The organism is Pantoea sp. LS15 (assembly GCF_012241585.1).
GTDB lineage: Bacteria > Pseudomonadota > Gammaproteobacteria > Enterobacterales > Enterobacteriaceae > Enterobacter.
Window position 1 is genome coordinate 559,913 of record NZ_JAAVXA010000001.1, and the last position, 18,119, is coordinate 578,031.

At 52.9% G+C, this 18,119-nt stretch carries 18 protein-coding genes; 9 read left to right on the forward strand and 9 right to left on the reverse strand.

What is annotated here, in order from left to right:
- The first annotated feature begins 382 nt into the window (after positions 1–382).
- Both HED65_RS02565 and HED65_RS02570 read left to right on the forward strand, forming a co-directional pair.
- Positions 383–1,126 (forward strand): DeoR/GlpR family DNA-binding transcription regulator, encoded by a 744-nt coding sequence (locus HED65_RS02565; RefSeq protein ID WP_114977299.1) that lies wholly within the window; start codon positions 383–385, stop codon positions 1,124–1,126.
- Positions 1,127–1,139: 13 nt separating this feature from the next.
- Positions 1,140–2,207, forward strand: a complete 1,068-nt coding sequence (locus HED65_RS02570) for an oxidoreductase (protein ID WP_114977300.1) — start codon at positions 1,140–1,142, stop codon at positions 2,205–2,207.
- A 44-nt stretch (positions 2,208–2,251) separates the two neighbouring features.
- Here the strand turns inward: HED65_RS02570 and cybB are convergent, their stop codons facing one another.
- Positions 2,252–2,782 (reverse strand): cytochrome b561, encoded by a 531-nt coding sequence (gene cybB, locus HED65_RS02575; protein WP_114977301.1) that lies wholly within the window; start codon positions 2,780–2,782, stop codon positions 2,252–2,254.
- 188 nt (positions 2,783–2,970) lie between these two features.
- Between cybB and gap the strand changes: the two genes are divergently transcribed.
- Positions 2,971–3,972 (forward strand): type I glyceraldehyde-3-phosphate dehydrogenase, encoded by a 1,002-nt coding sequence (gene gap / locus HED65_RS02580; protein ID WP_028017482.1) that lies wholly within the window; start codon positions 2,971–2,973, stop codon positions 3,970–3,972.
- Between the two features lie 39 nt (positions 3,973–4,011).
- Here gap and HED65_RS02585 read toward each other — a convergent pair whose 3' ends face one another.
- Both HED65_RS02585 and hrpA read right to left on the reverse strand, forming a co-directional pair.
- The gene (locus HED65_RS02585) at positions 4,012–4,809 is read right to left on the reverse strand and encodes a YdcF family protein (RefSeq protein WP_114977302.1); all 798 of its coding nucleotides are present in this window, start codon (positions 4,807–4,809) and stop codon (positions 4,012–4,014) included.
- Positions 4,810–4,866: 57 nt separating this feature from the next.
- Entirely contained in the window at positions 4,867–8,769 is a 3,903-nt protein-coding gene (gene hrpA, locus HED65_RS02590; RefSeq protein ID WP_114977303.1) for an ATP-dependent RNA helicase HrpA, read from the reverse strand.
- 205 nt (positions 8,770–8,974) lie between these two features.
- Between hrpA and azoR the strand changes: the two genes are divergently transcribed.
- Both azoR and HED65_RS02600 read left to right on the forward strand, forming a co-directional pair.
- Positions 8,975–9,580, forward strand: coding sequence for an FMN-dependent NADH-azoreductase (gene azoR / locus HED65_RS02595; RefSeq protein WP_114977304.1), 606 nt, complete (start codon positions 8,975–8,977; stop codon positions 9,578–9,580).
- A gap of 89 nt (positions 9,581–9,669) precedes the next feature.
- Entirely contained in the window at positions 9,670–10,356 is a 687-nt protein-coding gene (locus HED65_RS02600) for an RluA family pseudouridine synthase (RefSeq protein ID WP_114977305.1), read from the forward strand.
- Between the two features lie 7 nt (positions 10,357–10,363).
- Here HED65_RS02600 and HED65_RS02605 read toward each other — a convergent pair whose 3' ends face one another.
- A complete protein-coding gene (locus tag HED65_RS02605; protein WP_114977306.1) occupies positions 10,364–10,903 on the reverse strand; it encodes a DUF2058 domain-containing protein in 540 nt (179 codons plus the stop codon).
- A gap of 269 nt (positions 10,904–11,172) precedes the next feature.
- Between HED65_RS02605 and HED65_RS02610 the strand changes: the two genes are divergently transcribed.
- The 4 genes from HED65_RS02610 to HED65_RS02625 all read left to right on the forward strand — a co-directional run bounded on the left by HED65_RS02610 (position 11,173) and on the right by HED65_RS02625 (position 14,642).
- Positions 11,173–11,694 (forward strand): DUF2778 domain-containing protein, encoded by a 522-nt coding sequence (locus tag HED65_RS02610; protein WP_108089964.1) that lies wholly within the window; start codon positions 11,173–11,175, stop codon positions 11,692–11,694.
- Positions 11,695–11,947: 253 nt separating this feature from the next.
- Positions 11,948–12,439: an Hcp family type VI secretion system effector gene (locus HED65_RS02615; protein WP_114977308.1), complete on the forward strand. Its 492-nt coding sequence runs from the start codon at positions 11,948–11,950 to the stop codon at positions 12,437–12,439.
- Between the two features lie 179 nt (positions 12,440–12,618).
- Positions 12,619–13,593 carry a DUF1852 domain-containing protein gene (locus HED65_RS02620; RefSeq protein ID WP_114977309.1) on the forward strand — a complete coding sequence of 325 codons (975 nt, stop codon included), beginning with the start codon at positions 12,619–12,621 and terminating at the stop codon, positions 13,591–13,593.
- A 23-nt stretch (positions 13,594–13,616) separates the two neighbouring features.
- Positions 13,617–14,642: a methionine synthase gene (locus HED65_RS02625; protein ID WP_114977310.1), complete on the forward strand. Its 1,026-nt coding sequence runs from the start codon at positions 13,617–13,619 to the stop codon at positions 14,640–14,642.
- A 7-nt stretch (positions 14,643–14,649) separates the two neighbouring features.
- Here the strand turns inward: HED65_RS02625 and HED65_RS02630 are convergent, their stop codons facing one another.
- From HED65_RS02630 to HED65_RS02650, 5 genes are read right to left on the reverse strand one after another with little or no spacing between them, the layout of a single operon-like run.
- Complete coding sequence (locus HED65_RS02630; protein WP_114977311.1) at positions 14,650–15,180, reverse strand: DUF3833 domain-containing protein; 531 nt, start codon at positions 15,178–15,180, stop codon at positions 14,650–14,652.
- Positions 15,177–15,701: a chalcone isomerase family protein gene (locus HED65_RS02635; RefSeq protein ID WP_114977312.1), complete on the reverse strand. Its 525-nt coding sequence runs from the start codon at positions 15,699–15,701 to the stop codon at positions 15,177–15,179. Before HED65_RS02635 ends, HED65_RS02630 begins: the two co-directional genes overlap by 4 nt.
- Positions 15,698–16,183: a DUF2878 family protein gene (locus HED65_RS02640; RefSeq protein ID WP_114977313.1), complete on the reverse strand. Its 486-nt coding sequence runs from the start codon at positions 16,181–16,183 to the stop codon at positions 15,698–15,700. The genes HED65_RS02635 and HED65_RS02640 overlap by 4 nt, the downstream gene beginning before the upstream one ends.
- Entirely contained in the window at positions 16,180–17,400 is a 1,221-nt protein-coding gene (locus HED65_RS02645; RefSeq protein WP_114977314.1) for an SAM-dependent methyltransferase, read from the reverse strand. The genes HED65_RS02640 and HED65_RS02645 overlap by 4 nt, the downstream gene beginning before the upstream one ends.
- On the reverse strand, positions 17,397–18,119 hold the full coding sequence (locus HED65_RS02650; protein ID WP_114977315.1) for a DUF1365 domain-containing protein: 723 nt from the start codon (positions 18,117–18,119) through the stop codon (positions 17,397–17,399). The genes HED65_RS02645 and HED65_RS02650 overlap by 4 nt, the downstream gene beginning before the upstream one ends.

Sequence of the window (18,119 nt, forward strand, 5' to 3'; positions counted from 1 at the left end):
TTTTGCGTTAATTTCCTCGCGGGTCAGACACAAAGATTTTCAAAGAAGTGTCAATTTAAGTAGTGATAGCCTTTATGGCGGAACAATAGGTTATTAATAAACTATTTTAAGTGATTTTATTTTGATAAATTTATATTTCTCAAGATATTACACCACACAAACACACTCAGATAGTTACATAATCCAAATCATTAAATAAAACATAACAATAACAATGTGATTAACATTTAAAACCGTTTACTTATAACCACTTAATAAAATTTTAATAATCACCCACCTGAACCATTACCCCATTAGCGCACCTTCATGACAACATTGTGCTTCTCTCTGCGTTCAAATGCTGTATTATGCGAACTATTGCAGTATTTTGCAGGATTACCTCATGCACAAAACCGCTCGTCAACGATATGTACTTGATATTATTAGTGAGCAAGGCCAGGCCAGTATCACTGAACTGGCAGAAAAGCTTCAGGTTTCAGCAGACACCATCCGGCGTGATCTGACTGACCTTGAAAACCAGGGCCTTGCGCAGAAGAATCATGGCGGGGCTATTGCACTTAATCTTTCCGCCATGAATCGTCAGGGCCGTAATACGTTGCTGCCTGAAGCCAAACAGCGTCTTGGGAAGCAGGTCGCGCAGGCAGTTCCACCGGGCTCCACCCTGTTTCTGGATGCCGGAAGCACGGTGATGGCTGTTGCCACCTTTCTTCAGGGGCCGCTCACCGTTATCACCACCTCGCTGGATATCGCCCAGCATTTTAGCGACCGGGAAAATATTGACCTTATCCTGCTCGGTGGGAAATGGGACCAAAAGCAACGCCTGTTTGCCGGAAGCGCCACCCTGTCGCTACTGTCCCGTTATCGTGCGGATATCGCGATTCTCGGGGCGTGCGCGATTCATGCCGAACTCGGTCTGAGTGCCAGTACAGAAGCGGATGCGGAGGTCAAGCGCGCGATGCTTGCCGCCAGCCACGCACACTGGATCGTCGCCGACCACCTGAAAGTCAATCGCTGCGAACCGTATCTGGTTTCCGGGTTATCCAACATCCAACAACTGTTTATAGATCGTCCCTGGCCTGAGCTTGGGGACCATAGCGCATTGCAGGTCACGGTTTGCGCGAATTAATGTGGAGAAGGTCATGAGTAAAGTGAAAACAATCAACATTGCACTGATCGGGTATGGATTTGTCGGCAAAACCTTCCATGCTCCGCTGATCCAGTCTGTCGATGGACTTAAGCTGGCGGTCGTCTCTTCTCGTGATGAAGAGAAAGTAAAACGCGATCTTCCGGATGTTCAGGTGGTAGCAACACCGGAAGAGGCCATTCAGCATCCGGATGTCGATCTGGTAGTCATTGCCTCCCCTAACGCCACGCATGCCCCACTGGCGACCCTGGCCCTGAACTCAGGGAAACATGTGGTCGTTGATAAGCCCTTCACGCTCGATATGCAGGAAGCCCGGGATCTGATCGCCCTGGCGGATGAAAAGCAGCGTCTGCTCTCTGTATTCCACAACCGCCGCTGGGACAGTGATTTTCTCGGCATTAAGCAGATTATTGAGCAAGGTACGCTCGGCAAAATTAAACATCTGGAGTCGCATATTGACCGCTTCCGTCCTGAAGTGCGCGTACGCTGGCGCGAGCAGAACGTACCCGGGAGCGGTCTGTGGTTTGACCTGGGTCCGCACCTGATCGACCAGACGCTACAGCTCTTTGGTCTGCCGCAGTCAGTACAGGGGAATATCGCGACACTGCGCGACGGTGCTGAGGTTAATGACTGGGCGCACGTGGTCTTAAATTATCCGGAACATAAAGTCATTCTGCATGCCAGCATGCTGGTTGCCGGCGGAACTGCACGCTTTACGGTCCACGGGGACAAGGGCAGCGTGGTAAAAGCCAGAATCGATCAGCAGGAAGCGCAGCTACTCTCAGGGGTGATCCCCGGCAGTGAAACCTGGGGCGAAGACAGCGACAGTATGGTGTTCTTTGGCGCAGACAGTGCTCAGCAGACTATTGCGACCCCGAAAGGTGATCAGCGCCAGTATTACATCAATGTACGCGATGCGATTCTTGGGGAAATCACCAATCCTGTTCATCCTGTCGAGGCATTAGCGGTAATGGCTGTACTGGAAGCCGCGGTGAAATCGTCTGAAACCGGATCAACGCAAGCGCTGGCGTTAACTACTGAAGAACGTGCTCAACTGCGCTAAAAAAAAGCCGGGTGACGCTGCGCTTACCCGGCCTGTTTTCGTATTTATTGACGCTTTTTCGGCATCATGCGCAGAAGGGTATTATCTTTCCAGAAATAGTGGTGCATCAGTGCCGCCAGTGCGTGCAGGCCAATCATAAAATAGCCCAGATTTGCCAGCGTCTCGTGCCACTCTTTCAGCACGTCTACCAGATCAAAATTAGATTCCGCCGCATGCGGCATCACCATGCCAAAAGCAAACCAGTCGCTGCCCCGGTTGTACATCATCACAATACCAATCAGCGGTAACGCAATGAACAGCATGTACACCACCAGGTGCCCCAGATGAGACATCCCCGTCACCATCGCTTTTGGCTTCGGTTGAATCGGTGGCGCGCGGAATTTGAGACGAACCAGCAGACGCGTCACCATCAGAACCAGAATGGTGATACCGCATGAGACGTGGATCATATTGATCAATGGCCGAGCGGTACGCGGGAAGAAACCTTTAAACTCCATCGCGCAATAAGCCACGATGATTAACAGAAACACCAGCCAGTGAATAGCGATTTGCAGGCTTGTATATTTAGTGCGCATGGGATTTCCTGAAAAAAACAGATATCGCGTCAACATAATCCCCTTTCCTTAAAAATTCATTAATTTTTCTGTATGGTTTTTCAAATACTTCCTCGCGCATGAAGCATCTTCAATTGCCGCCCTGCCCGTCATGGTCTAAGCCTGGATGAGTTCAAACTGTCGTATCGACACGTTCACAGGAGAACACTATGAGTAAAATTGGCATTAACGGATTTGGACGCATTGGACGCCTTGTACTGCGCCGCCTTCTTGAAACCCAGGACAGCAACACCGTCGTCGCCATCAACGACCTCACCTCTCCCAAAGTATTGGCCTATCTGCTCAGGCATGATTCCAACTACGGAGGTTTCCCGTGGAGCGTGGATTTCACCGAAGATGCGCTGATTGTTGACGGTAAAACCATTGCGGTATATGCCGAAAAAGAGGCGAAGCATATTCCATGGAAAGCCGCAGGTGTGGATATCGTTGTGGAGTGCACCGGCTTTTACACCTCCGAAGAAAAATCACGAGCGCATCTGGATGCAGGCGCGAAGAAAGTGCTTATCTCTGCCCCTGCCGGAGAGATGAAAACCATCGTTTATAATGTGAACGATGATACCATTGACGCCAGCGATACCATCATTTCCGTCGCCTCCTGCACCACCAACTGCCTCGCCCCACTGGCAAAAGCTCTGCATGATGCCTTTGAAATCAAAGTCGGTACCATGACGACTATTCACGCCTATACCGGTACCCAGGCGCTGGTAGATGGGCCACGCGGGAAAGATCTTCGAGCCTCACGCGCGGCGGCAGAAAATATCATTCCGCATACCACCGGTGCGGCGAAAGCCATCGGTCTGGTTATCCCCGCCTTAAGTGGCAAACTGAAAGGCCACGCGCAGCGCGTACCGGTTAAAACCGGCTCCGTCACCGAACTTGTCGCCATTCTGGGTAAAAAGGTCACGGTTGAGGAGATCAATACCGCGTTGAAAAAGGCGACACAGGGAAATAAATCGTTCGGTTATACCGATGAAGAGATTGTGTCGTCAGATGTGATCGGTTCGCACTTTGGTTCGGTATTTGATGCAACGCAGACCGAGGTAACGGAAGCGGGTGATCTGCAACTGGTGAAAGCCGTCGCCTGGTATGACAACGAATATGGTTTTGTGACGCAGCTGGTGCGCACCCTGGATAAGTACGCCGCACTGTAATGCCTTCCCCCTCTTCGCGGAGGGGGAAAAGCAGGATGCTCAGAGAAGCGAGCGCCGGGATAAGGCGTTTTTCAGAATCGGATCCTGCTGTAACAATGCCCATGCTTCAGTCACGGCATCAGGAAAATCAACGTGAGCGATAAAATCACGTCCGGCAGGACCATAGCCGTTAACGTCATCATACAGTCGCGGCAGTTCCCCCAGTACCAGTGACAGGTAGCGGTCAACGGGCCACAGTCCGGTGTTGCCCTCGCTAAATTCCACCCCATCTTTGCCGTTCTGCAGTGTCGGCGTAACACCCGGGTGGCTTATCCACTGAGGTGCAACGGGTTCATCCCGGCACACGCGGGCAAACGTCGCCATGGTACGTCGCTGCATCGTCGGATCCTGCACCACCAGCACCCGTCCGGTAGCTCGCTGATGTTGTTTCAGTATGTTCCAGCTAAAACGCGCGTTTTCACCACAGTTGGTGGATTGATCTTCGATCCACAGACGTCCCTCAGGGATCTGCCAGAACTCGCGTGCAATGTCGGCCAGAATACCGGCTTCCGCCCGCCCCGTGACCGGTATCGTGTGATAACGCGGGTGACTGCCAATGGCCGCATATAGAAACGCGGTCGAATGACCGATACCGCCGCTAATCAGCAACGGGATCTCGTTTTGCGCGGCGATACGGCAGGCCGCATCAATGGTCGGAATGACCGCGTTTCCTGCCAGAATCACCCTGTCGACATCCGGGTTCTGACGGGAACCGCTCAGATCATCCTGCGCCAGCCATGTGCCGAGAGTATTAATCGCCGCCAGCGTGGCATCAGGAAGAATGGGTAAATGATCCATGTTGAACTCTCCTCTGAGTCTCTTCAGGGTAACGGCTACGCCTTACCGGACACGGTTTTAACCGGAAATCTGCTCCATTGTCTGCAAAATACGTTTATCCGAAATCGGATACGGCGTACCGAGCTGCTGGGCAAAGAAGCTGACACGCAACTCTTCGATCATCCAGCGGACTGCCTGAACGTCTTCATCGTCGCGACGTGCCGGAGGAAGTTTGTTCAGCCACTGCTGCCACGCCTGCTGCACGCTCTCCACTTTCAACATCTGGGCACGATCACGGTGTGGATCGATAGCCATTTTCTCAAGCCGTTTTTCAATCGCCTGCAGATAACGCAACGTATCACCGAGTCGCTTAAAGCCGTTCCCGGTGACAAACCCACGGTACACCAGCCCGGCCATCTGTGCTTTTACATCTGATAGCCCCAGAGCCATGGTCATATCCACACGCCCTTTCAGACGTTTGTTGATATTGAAAACGGTGGTGAGGATTTGCTCGACCTGTTTGGCAATATCTACCACCGTGTCGTTCAGCTCCGCGCGCACCTTTTCATGAAGCTGAGCAAAACCTGCTTCGGTCCAGACCGGACCACCCGCCTCGTGGATCAGTTTGTCCACGCCGCAGGAGATACAGTCGTCGATCAGATCCAGCACTTTACCGTATGGGTTAAAGTAGAGTCCCAGTTTGGCTTTGTTCGGTAACTTCTCGTGCAGATACTTAATCGGCGACGGAATATTCAACAGCAGCAAGCGGCGCAGACCGCGCCACATCATCTGTTGCTGTTCCTGCGGGTTATCAAACAGCTTGATCGCCACACTGTCGCGCTCATCGACCAGCGCAGGCCAGGCCTTCACCTTATAGTTACCGCGCTTCTGCTCATAGCTTTCCGGAAGCTGACCAAAACTCCAGATGTGCAATCCGCTCTGCTCGATACCATCATCCGCAACCGCAGATAGCGTCTCCTGGACTTTGCCTTTCAACGCCTCTTTCAGTTCGGTCAGGGAACGTCCTTCCTGCAGCTTTTTGTTTTTATCGTCCACCACGCGGAAACTGATTTTCAGGTGATCGGGCACCTGATCCCAGTTCCAGTCATCACGGTCGATGGTCGTGCCGGTCATGCGTCTGAACTCTCGCTCCAGAGCATCCAGCAGCGGCAGTTCCAGCGGTGTGACGCGGGCTAAAAACGCTTCAGCATAGTTTGGTGCTGGCACAAAGTTGCGACGCACCGGTTTAGGTAACGATTTGATTAATGCAATGATCAGTTCGCGACGCAGGCCAGGAATTTGCCACTCGAACCCGCTCTCTTCCACCTGGTTTAACAGTGGTAGCGGAATGTGTACGGTCACCCCATCCGCGTCTGCACCTGGTTCAAACTGATAGGTCAAACGCAGCTTGAGGTTACCCTGATGCCAGAAGTTCGGGTAATCAAGTTTGCTGACTGACTCCGCCCCTTCCTTAATCAACATGCTCTTCTCAAAGTTGAGCAGGTCTGGCGTCTCTTTACTGGCCTTCTTCCACCAGCTGTCGAAGTGACGGGCAGAGATCACATCGTGGCTGATGCGCTGATCGTAAAATTCAAACAATGCGTCATCATCCACCAGTATGTCGCGGCGACGGGATTTGTGTTCAAGCTCTTCCACCTCGGCGCGCAGCTTAAGGTTTTCGCGGAAGAAGGCGTGGCGCGTCTGCCAGTCCCCCTCCACCAGCGCATGGCGGATAAACAGCTCGCGGCACAACGCCGGATCAATCTGGCTGTAGTTAACCTTACGTGCGGCAACAACTGGCAGACCGTAGACGGTCACCTTCTCCGTTGCCATTACCGCGCCCTGCGCACGCTCCCAGTGTGGCTCACTGTACGAGCGTTTCAGAAGATGTTGCGCCACAGGCTCAACCCATTCCGGATCGATACGCGCCGCAATGCGCCCCCACAGACGGCTGGTTTCCACCAGTTCCGCCACCATGGTCCATTTCGGCGGTTTTTTGAATAAGCCGGAACCGGGGAAGATGGAGAAGCGCGCATTACGTGCACCGGTATACTCCTGCTTCTCGGCGTCTTTCATCCCGATATGCGACAACAAACCGGTCAGCAGCGCGATATGCACCTCCCGGTATTCCGCCGGTTCGCTGTTGACCGGTATACCCAGCTCTTTCACTACCTGGCGGAGCTGGGTGTAGATATCCTGCCACTCGCGTACGCGCAGGTAGTTGAGGAAATCCACGCGACACTGGCGACGGAACTGGTTCGAGGAGAGTGCTTTCTGCTGCTCGCCGAGATAGTTCCACAGGTTCACAAAGGCGAGGAAATCAGACTCTTTATCGTGGAAGCGGCGGTGTTTTTCATCAGAAGCCTGCTGTTTGTCCATCGGACGTTCACGCGGATCCTGAATGGAGAGCGCCGAGGTGATGATCATCGCTTCACGCACGCAGCCGTGTTTTTGCGCTTCCAGCACCATACGCGCCAGACGCGGGTCGACCGGCAGTTGACTGAGCTGGCGGCCCAGCGGTGTCAGCTTATAGGCCGTTGCCTGTTCATCGGTGGTAATGGCACCAAGCTCTTCCAGCAGGCGTACGCCGTCCTGAATGTTGCGTTTGTCCGGTGCTTCCACGAACGGAAACGCCGCGATGTCACCCAACCCCAGGGCGGTCATCTGCAGGATAACGGACGCCAGGTTGGTACGCAGAATTTCCGGATCAGTAAATTCCGGACGCGACAGGAAATCGTCCTCAGAGTAAAGACGAATACAGATCCCTTCTGACACACGACCACAGCGGCCCTTACGTTGATTCGCCGAGGCCTGGGAAACCGGCTCAATCGGCAGGCGCTGAACTTTAGTACGGTAGCTATAACGACTGATACGCGCCGTGCCCGGGTCGATAACGTATTTGATCCCTGGTACGGTCAGCGAGGTTTCCGCCACGTTGGTCGCCAGCACGATACGTCGCCCGCTGTGCGCCTGGAACACGCGGTTCTGTTCGCTGTTTGACAGACGGGCGTAAAGCGGCAGGATCTCCGTGTGGCGCAGGTCGCGCTTGCTGAGCGCATCTGCCGTATCACGGATCTCACGCTCGCCGCTCATAAAGATCAGGATATCGCCCGCGCTTTCGTTACCCAGCTCGTCAACGGCATCAAAAATGGCCTGCAGCTGGTCACGCTCGGTATCATCCGCCTCTTCCACAATCGGACGATAGCGCACTTCTACCGGATAGGTGCGTCCTGATACCTCTATAATCGGCGCATTGTTGAAATGCTTCGAGAAGCGTTCCGGGTCGATAGTTGCGGAAGTGATGATGATTTTCAGATCCGGGCGACGCGGCAGCAGCTCTTTCAGATAGCCGAGCAGGAAGTCGATGTTCAGGCTGCGTTCGTGCGCTTCGTCAATAATGATGGTGTCGTACTGCATCAGCAGGCGATCCTGCTGGATTTCCGCCAGCAGAATACCGTCGGTCATCAGTTTGACCATGGTGTTATCGCTGACGTGGTCGCTGAATCGCACCTTGTAACCGATGCAGCCGCCCGGCTCCGTTTGCAGCTCCTCGGCAATACGGTTCGCGACGGTACGGGCCGCCAGACGACGCGGCTGGGTGTGGCCAATCAGCCCTTTTACTCCGCGCCCCAGCTCCATACAGATTTTCGGCAACTGGGTGGTTTTCCCCGAACCGGTTTCGCCGGCGACAATCACCACCTGGTGGTCACGGATGGCTTCGAGAATATCCTGTTTTTTCTGACTGACGGGCAGGTTATCCGGGTAATTGATCGCCGGACGCGCAGCTTCACGCAGCACAACTTTCCCTGCCGCCTGTTCAATCTCTTTTGCCATCTCCTGGTAAATGGCCTGTTGTGCATCAGGATTTTTAACCTTCTTCACGCCGTGCAGACGGCGGGCAAAGCGCTGTTTATCACGCAGAGTCAGCGAATCAAGCTGTTGCATGAGCATCGCGAAGGTGAGTTTTTGTTGTTCTGTCATAGCGTTAACGGGCAGTGCACTGCCAGGTAAAATCTCTTTTTAATGATTGCTATAGAGTACCACATTGGTGCTTTCAGCGCCTTATTCAAAAAATTCGAACATAGGCTTCGATATATTGCGCTATCTCTATGGCAGGATTGTGAATAGAGTGTCAACAAGCAACGGGGCAACCCCCTTCAATCAAATGCAATAACAGGAATCACCCATGAGCAAAGTATTAGTTTTGAAATCCAGTATTCTGGCAGGGTACTCTCAGTCTGGTCAGCTGTCTGATTACTTCGTTGAACAGTGGCGTGAACAGCATTCTGCTGACGAAATCACCGTGCGTGACCTGGCTGCAAACCCAATTCCTGTGCTGGATGGAGAACTGGTTGGCGCGCTGCGTCCAGGCGATGCACCACTGAGCCCACGTCAACAGGAAGCTCTGGCCCTGTCCGACGAACTGATTGCTGAGCTGCAGGCGCACGACGTTATCGTCATCAACGCCCCAATGTACAACTTCAACATCCCAACCCAGTTGAAAAACTACTTCGACCTGGTGGCGCGTGCTGGTGTAACCTTCCGTTACACTGAAAATGGCCCGGAAGGTCTGGTGAAAGGTAAGCGCGCGATCGTGCTGACCAGCCGTGGCGGTATCCACAAAGACACCCCAACCGACCTGGTTGCACCATACCTGACCGTTTTCCTGGGCTTCATCGGTATCACTGATGTGAACTTCGTGTTCGCTGAAGGTATTGCCTACGGTCCTGAAATGGCGACCAAAGCCCAGACCGATGCGAAATCCGCTATCGACAGTTTCGTAGCCGCTTAAGATATTCCCCTCTCACCGCCCGGTGGGAGGGTTTTTCTTTTCTCCGCATTTCGTTATCATCCGCTCCCACTCTCCAGCCGGGCGGCCTGATGTCTGCGATTATCGATTCTTTTATTGCCCCACCGTGTCACGACGACATCGAGATCCTCTGGCAGGATGAACATCTGCTGCTGATCAATAAGCCTTCCGGTCTGCTCAGCCTCTCAGGCAAAAATCCGCAAAACCTCGATTCAGTCCATTATCGTCTGGTCCAGACGTTTCCTGGCTGCACGCTGGTGCACCGTCTTGACTTCGGTACCTCCGGGTTGATGGTAATTGCGCGCAATAAAGCCATCAATGCGGCACTGTGCCAACAGTTCAGCCAGCGCAACGTAGAGAAAGTCTACAGCGCCCTGCTTTGCGGACATGTTGAAAATGACGAGGGAATAATAGACGCGCCAATTGCCAAAGACCCGGCGCTGTTTCCGCTGATGTCGATCTGCACCATCAACGGCAAGCCCGCACGTTCACGCTATCAGGTGGTGGCACGTTTTTATCAGGATTCAGGGCTGCCGTTAACGCGGGTGAAACTCACACCGGAAACCGGGCGAACCCATCAGCTGCGTATTCACTGCCAGCAACTGGGGCACCCTATTCTGGGCTGCGATCTGTATGGCGGTCTTGAAGTGCCGGGAGCTCAAGGAACATCCCGGCTGATGCTGCATGCAAGCGAACTGAATTTTATTCATCCTGTGAGCGGAGAGCCGGTTAACGCCCGTCACCCCGCCCCGTTCTGAATCTGATTTACCACATCAAGTCGTCAGGGATTTTGAAGTCCGCGTATGGATCGTCTTCATCCTGCTCTTCCTGACTCAGAGAGCTGTTTAAGACGATACTGTCGGCATCGCGCTGGGCAATTTTATCGGCCACCACTGCCGGGATTATCGCGTATTCGCAGTCACCATTAGCATTAATCACCAGACGCGCAATCGCCAGACGACCGTTGATCAGCTGAGTCTGGGTCTGCTTATCAACCTCGATTTTTTTGATCAGATTGCCATCGGTAAAGTTAAAGGTGATGTTGCCTTTCGCCACGGTGATGCGGTTCATCTCAATCAACTGTTTCACCTGGGCTTTAAACTCTTTCGCCAACACCGCCTGTTTTTGCTGCTCGCTCAGCAGCTTATCGCGCTCGATCTGTGCTTTCTTGTTCTCTTCTACCGCTTCCCGCGCTTCACGTGCCTGAACGCGTGATTTCTTTGCTGTGCGCTGCACTTTCGCCGCTTTCTTGCTGCTGACCAGGCCTGCTTTCAGCATCTGCTCTTGTAAGGTGAGTTTTGTCATGATTCTTTCTAAACCGATGGGAAATTTTGGGGATTATAACGGGAATTGCGGAGCGTGTGCCAGAGAAGTAGGCATGGCGTTTTGTTGCCTGAGCCTTGTTTATTATTTATTCAGTGTTTACTAACCTTACAGCCGCAAGAGTGATTAAAAAATGTCAGGTCATTTTCTTAAAAAGAAATCAGCAGCGCAGAAATATGATGTGAGTTGAATATCTGTACCCACAGCAGGCGTAGGCTGCTTTTCTCTTATTAAAATACTAAGGAGAAAATATGGCCTTAAAAGGAACAATGCTGCTTAACGGTGCTGACTATGCGCCTTTTAACCTGCACGGCGTTGGTGTGTTTATGGCGCATTCCGGGCAGGGAATTTACAGAAACAATGGACTATGTGGTGCAGTCAAAGGATCGGGTCCAATTCCCCCAGGTAAATACTGGATTGTTGACAGAGGGACTGGAGGTTTCTTTTCAGGATTAAAAGCGAAGGTTCAGGATCGGTGGAACAAGGTGAGATCTGGTGCAGAATTTGGCCGCGATGAGTGGTTTGCTTTATACAAGGATGACTGGGGAATCGATGATGGTACCTGGATTGATAACGTCTACCGGGGTTTGTTTCGGCTGCATCCGGGTACGGTATCTGAGGGATGTATCACGATTGCCCATAATTCTGATTACGCATTGATCCGGAATGCTCTCATGAGTACAGAGCTTATTGAAGTTCCCTGTATGCGTTCGCTGATGGCACGCGGCTGGGTTGAGGTGAGTGAAAGTGGCTATACCAGCACTTGCCCGTAAATGGGGTATCAGGCTATTGAAAACGGCCTGGTTTATATGCATCAGCATTATAGTAGGCCTCACATTGGGGCCCGCTGAACGCTATCTAAACCACGACGTCGCCTCATCTATTTGTGATTTTATTTATGGCGATGTGAATGCTGAAACAATATATGACACATATACCAATATCGATATTTTAATTGTACTGACCCTCACCACGGTTATTTATCGCTTAACAACTCTGCTATTCAATAAAATAAGGAAATAACGAATGCCAATTCCTCCCTACATGTGGCTAAAAGACGACGGTGGAGCACATATTAAAGGTTCCGTTGATGTTCAGGACCGTGAAGGCAGCATTGAGATCATAGGGCTGAGCCATGGCATCAACCTCCCGGTAGACAGCGCTAACGGCAAGATCACCGGCACGCGTCAACACTCATCCATGCGGATTGAAAAGGAAGTTGATAGCTCCACGCCCTATCTCTACAAAGCAGCATCTACCGGTCAGGCGCTTAAAAGCGCTGAAATCAAGTTCTATCATATTAATGATGCCGGACAGGAAGTCTGTTATTACTCCGTACTAATGGAGAACGTAAAGGTTACTGGTGTTAACTGCAGCGTGCCAAACGTGAAGATCGCTGCCAACGATAAAATGAACCACGTTGAAAGCGTAAGCCTGCAGTACGAAAAAATTACCTGGCGCATCGTCGATGGGAACATCATGCACAGCGACGCCTGGAACGAACGGCCTACAGCCTAACGCTAAGGGGCGCGATGCCCCTTCCTCTTCCACTTCACTCTCCAGCCTGTGCGCAATCCTGTTAATGAATTTCCCTCATGTTGCAGTGAAATTAAGTCACTTCCCCTGCGCCACGGGCTCAGGCATAAATTATGCATCGGTAACTTCTTGGCAACATGAACTTAGGATGCATAACCACAATGAGTAAAGCTTTTACATATACCCTTAAGCGCAGTTGCTTCGATGAGAATTACAACCCGTCAGAAAATACGCGTACCACCACCAATTTTGCCAATCTGGCGCGTGGGGAAAAACGTCAGGAAAACCTGCGAAACACGCTGGTGATGATCAATAACCGTTTTAACGCCCTGGCGCGCTGGGATAACCCAAACGCCGATCGCTATGCGGTCGAACTTGAAATCATTTCAGTTGAGATGAACATCGGTGCTGAGAAAGCATTCCCGGCCATTGAGATACTGCAGACCACTATTGTCGACAAGAAAAACAACCAGCGTATCCCTGGCATTGTCGGGAATAACTTCTCGTCGTATGTGCGGGATTATGATTTCAGCGTACTGCTGCTTGAGCACAACAAGAACCAACAACACTTCAGCATTCCAGAAAAGTTTGGCGAGCTGCATGGCAATATCTTCCGCCATTTTATGAGCTCCTCTGAGTACAGAGAGAACTTCAAAAAGGCACCTGTAATTTGCCTGAGCGTCTCCAGCAAAGATACCTACCGCCGTACGGGAAACGAGCACCCTGTGCTCGGCATCGAGTATCAGCCAGATGGCGAGTCTTTAACAGAACAGTACTTCGCGAAGATGGGCCTGAACGTACGCTATTTCATGCCTGAAAACAGCGTCGCACCTTTTGCGTTCTTTTTTACCGGCGATTTGCTGAGTGATTACACCGATCTGGAACTGATCGGCACCATCAGCACGATGGAAACGTTCCAGAAAATCTATCGACCGGAAATTTATAACGCTAACTCGGCGGCGGGACTTTTCTATCGACCGGACCTGAACCAGCAGGATCACTCATTAACAAAAATTGTTTATGACCGCGAAGAGCGAAGCCGTCTGGCGATTGAACAGGGGCGATTTACTGAAACGTACTTCATTAAGCCTTACCAACACATTCTTGAGCAGTGGTCTGATAACTACACGCTTTAATTCATCAAAAAAGGTCTTTTATTATGAAAACATTGCTCCCGACTTCTACGGCTGGCAGCCTGCCTAAGCCGACCTGGCTTGCTCAACCTGAAACACTGTGGTCACCCTGGAAATTACAGGATCAGGAATTGCTCGCGGGGAAACAGGACGCACTTCGTTTGTCTCTGGATGAGCAGATCCGCGCGGGTATTGATATTGTCAGCGACGGTGAACAAACCCGCCAGCACTTCGTCACCACCTTTATTGAACACCTGAGCGGCGTTGATTTTGAGAACCGCCAGACCGTGCGCATTCGTAACCGCTATGACGCCAGCGTGCCGACCGTGGTCTCTGCCGTTGCGCGCCAGAAACCGGTATTCGTGGACGATGCAAAATACTTACGCCAGCTGACGGACAAGCCGATCAAATGGGCCCTGCCCGGGCCGATGACTATGATTGATACCCTCTACGACGCGCACTATAAAAGCCGTGAAAAGCTGGCCTGGGAGTTCGCCAAAATCCTGAATCAGGAAGCGAGAGAATTAGAAGCAGCTGGCGTCGATATTATTCAGTTTGATGAGCCAGCGTTTAATGTGTTTTTTGATGAGGTGAACGACTGGGGCATCGCCGCGCTGGAACGCGCCATTGAAGGGCTGAAATGTGAAACGGCGGTACATATCTGCTACGGATACGGTATTAAAGCCAATACTGACTGGAAAAAGACGCTCGGATCGGAGTGGCGACAGTATGAAGAAGCGTTTCCGAAGCTGCAGACGTCAAACATCGACATTATCTCCCTGGAGTGCCACAACTCCCGCGTACCGATGGATCTGCTGGAGCTGATCCGCGGTAAAAAAGTGATGGTTGGTGCAATTGATGTCGCCACAAACAGTATCGAAACGCCAGAAGAAGTGGCCAATACGCTGCGTAAAGCGCTGCAGTTTGTTGATGCCGATAAGCTTTACCCGTCAACAAACTGCGGTATGGCTCCACTTTCCCGTCAGGTTGCCAACGGTAAGCTGAAAGCCCTGAGCGCCGGGGCGGATATTATTCGCAAAGAGCTCGCATAACGGCGCATCACTCGCCCTTCCGGGTAAAGAACAGCGTCACCGTGGCAACGGTGACGCCCAGTTTCTTCATCTCGGTTTTATTGAACAGATGTGTCTCATCCTGCAGGTACATCCAGTCGTCAAACTTGAGCAGCCAGGTACTGCCGTTCGCCTTCACATTCATGCTGTAATGCCAGTTAAAGGCGTTGCCTGCTGCCTGCCCGGTGGCGACCCCTTCAATGTCCCCTGCCGTTCCCTCGTAGCGATCGTTACCCACCCGGCGTATATGCCAGACCCGCTGCTGCTTTTCACCGTCGTCATAAACAAAGTGTTCATTGAGCGTTAGCGTATCGCCGATAACATCCCCGGCAATCTCAACGTGGAAACGACGGATCTGTTTGCCGCTGCGATCCTGCACCATCCCCCACGCTTCGGTTTTGCCCTGGAAGTAGTGGAAGATATCGAGCCGCGGCTGCTGCTGGCGATACTCGGTCACGTCTGTGCTACAGCCGGCCAGCAGCATCAAGAATGCCAGCGTCATCATCAGGATACGTTTCATTTTTGGCCTCCGATTAACTGCTGACGCAGGTCTGGATACTGCGTGCGTGGGCCAAGCCAGATCGCCAGAAAGCGAGTACTGAATGCTTCTGACTGGCGTGGTCCCAGGGGAATAAAACTTTTCTGGGGAGTGGGTTCGCGATACCAGAACTGCCCCTGCTTATCATTGAGGACAAACGCCAGTTGCGCGCCCGGTGTGACGTCTGGCCACAGCGACTGAAGCATACGAAGCCAGGCTTCGCTTTGAGGCTCCTGCGCCAGGATCCCCTGAGCCTTCCACTGGTCGCGGGTCGCTTCAACCAGCTCATCGCGATCGATATCGCGCGCATAGGTAATAATTAGCGCCTGATCCTGATTTTCCCGGCTGTATCGACCATCCGGAGTACACAGCTGTGAGGTATAGACGGTAAACGGTCCCCAGGTCAGCGTGGCATCCCCCACCTTATGCCAGGCCAGCCAGTCGGCCGCCTGGACAAGAGGGGGCATGGTCATCAGCCAGATCAGCAAAACGGCAGACCTCATTTTTGTCTCCCCAATAGCAGGTGAAAAAACAGCATCAACACCAGCCAGCCCGGCACCATCCAACTGACAACGATAAAGGTCGGCTCCAGAAACGTGATGGCACCTAGTCGCTCGCCAATCAGGTAGGCCACCGGCCCTCCTGCGGCTGCCAGCAGAGTCAGCAGCCAGCCGGGTAAGGTAGTAGTGAGCGTAAGCTGCGTCCAGACAGTGGCGAACATCAGCCACAATGCCACCATCCAGAGCGGTATCAGGGACTCGCTCGTGAAGGAAATCAGCCCCGTTAACGCCCAGAGCGCATCCAGCAGGCAACCCGCTGCGGCCAGACCGATTGCGTACAGACGGTATGCTGACGGCAACAACAGACAGGCAAGGATCGCCAGCACGAGCCAGATAATCAGGCCCTGTTCTCGAAAGAGCACCACCAGCGCCCAGTAAAGATCAAACGCGACGGCCAGCAGGAAGACCTGAAGGTATCGTTTCATACGCGCTCAGCGGTCAACTGCACCACGCTAATGGTGCGGGCGTTAAACCCGGCTTCGCAGTAGCCAAAGTAGTAAAGCCACATCCGGCGAAAACGCTCATCGAACCCGAGTTTTTCAATCTCCTGCCAGGTATGGATAAAGCGCTGCCGCCAGTGGGCCAGCGTGCGGGCGTAGTCAGGCCCCATGTCGAAGAGATTACGCACCACAAAATCGGTGTGGCGTGTCATCAGCTCATTCATCGCGGTAATGCTTGGCAAGAAGCCGCCGGGAAAAATATAGCGCTGGATAAAATCGACGCTTTTGCTGTAGTCACGATAGCGCTGGTCCTGAATGGTAATGGCCTGAATTGCCATGCGACCTCCCGGACGCAGCCGCGCCTGGCAGGTACGGAAGAACACTGGCAAGTAGCGCTGCCCTACGGCTTCAATCATCTCTATTGAGACCAGCTTGTCATACTGCCCGGTAAGGTCACGGTAATCGCAAAGCAGTACCTCGACGCGATCCTGTAATCCGGCGCGGGCGATACGCTCCGTCGCCCAGAGATATTGCTCTTTCGACAGCGTGGTAGTGGTTACCTGACAGCCGTAGTGACGAGCGGCGTATTCCGCCATCGCGCCCCATCCAGTGCCAATTTCCAGCAGGTGATCGGTCTTATTCAGAGCCAACTGTTCGCACAAACGCGCCATTTTTGCCTGCTGCGCTGCCGTAAGATCCTGCTCGTCCGCGGTAAACAGCGCGCTGGAATAGAGCAGTTCCTTATCCAGAAAATGGGCATAAAAGGTGTTGCCCAGATCGTAATGGGCGGCAATATTTTCACGTGCCTGCGCGCGGGAGTTACGCCGCGTCCAGTGACGGAGCCGCTCCAGCGGTCGGCCGAGCAGCCGAAACCCTTTTTCCAGACGGCCAAGTACCTCGCCGTTAAGCGCCAACAGCTCCAGAAGCGGCGTGAGTTGCGTGGTTTCCCATTCACCGTCCATCCAGGCTTCTGCCGCAGCAAGGCTGCCGCCCGTTAAGACACGCCAGTAGACGCCGGGAGAAAGGATTTGCACATCCGCATGCAGCGTGGAGGATGTCTCGCCAAAATGGAAAGTTTGTGCCCCTTCGCGCAGCGTGAGCGAGCCGCCGCGAATACCGCTTAGCAAACGAAAAAGCAGCCAGCGCGCGATACGGACGTTGCGCGGGATATCGGGTTCAAGCGCAAAGACAGGATCGGTCATGAGCGTTCACTCCTGCTGAGGGGATGGTTATACAGCGGCAGGCGCTTCAGCCACAGGTGCAGCGCCTGCCAGTAAATGGCGAAAACGGTTTTCAGGGTCATGAGCGGGATGCGCAGCAACAGCGAGCGCAGCGCGGGGGGCGTCAACGGCTCACGACGCAACGCGAGCGTGGCGTCAAAAACTTTCGTTTCCTGATGATTTTCAATGTGCATATGCAGCGTGTTATGCGGGTCGTTAAAGCGCCAGTGATAGACCATGTCCATCGGGTTGAAGGGGGAAACGTGAAACGCTTTTTCCGTGGGCTGCGCATTTTGTCCGTTAACGGCATAGTAATGACGTTCATTCCACGGCGTATTGCGGACTTCCGCCAGGATCCAGCGCAGCGTTTTGTCCCGGTCATAGCAGTAGTAGAAATTAACCGGGTTGAAATGAAAGCCGAAATAGCGCAGCTGAGTCAGAAGCATCACCCGCCCGTCAGGACGTTCTCCGGTCAAGCTCTCCAGCCTGCTCAGCACGTTCTCTTTGAGCGGCGAGCCGAGCGGATAGTCCGCGTCGTAAAACGAGGCGGCGGCAAAGCGATTGCGCCGCACGCCGACAGATGCCAGCAGCGGCAATTCATCCAGATCCAACCAGGCCATAAAGACGCTATAGCGAAACTCATGGGTTTTCGGCTGAAGGCGACGGTGGCGCAGTACGCCATGATAGAGGCAGCTGTTCAT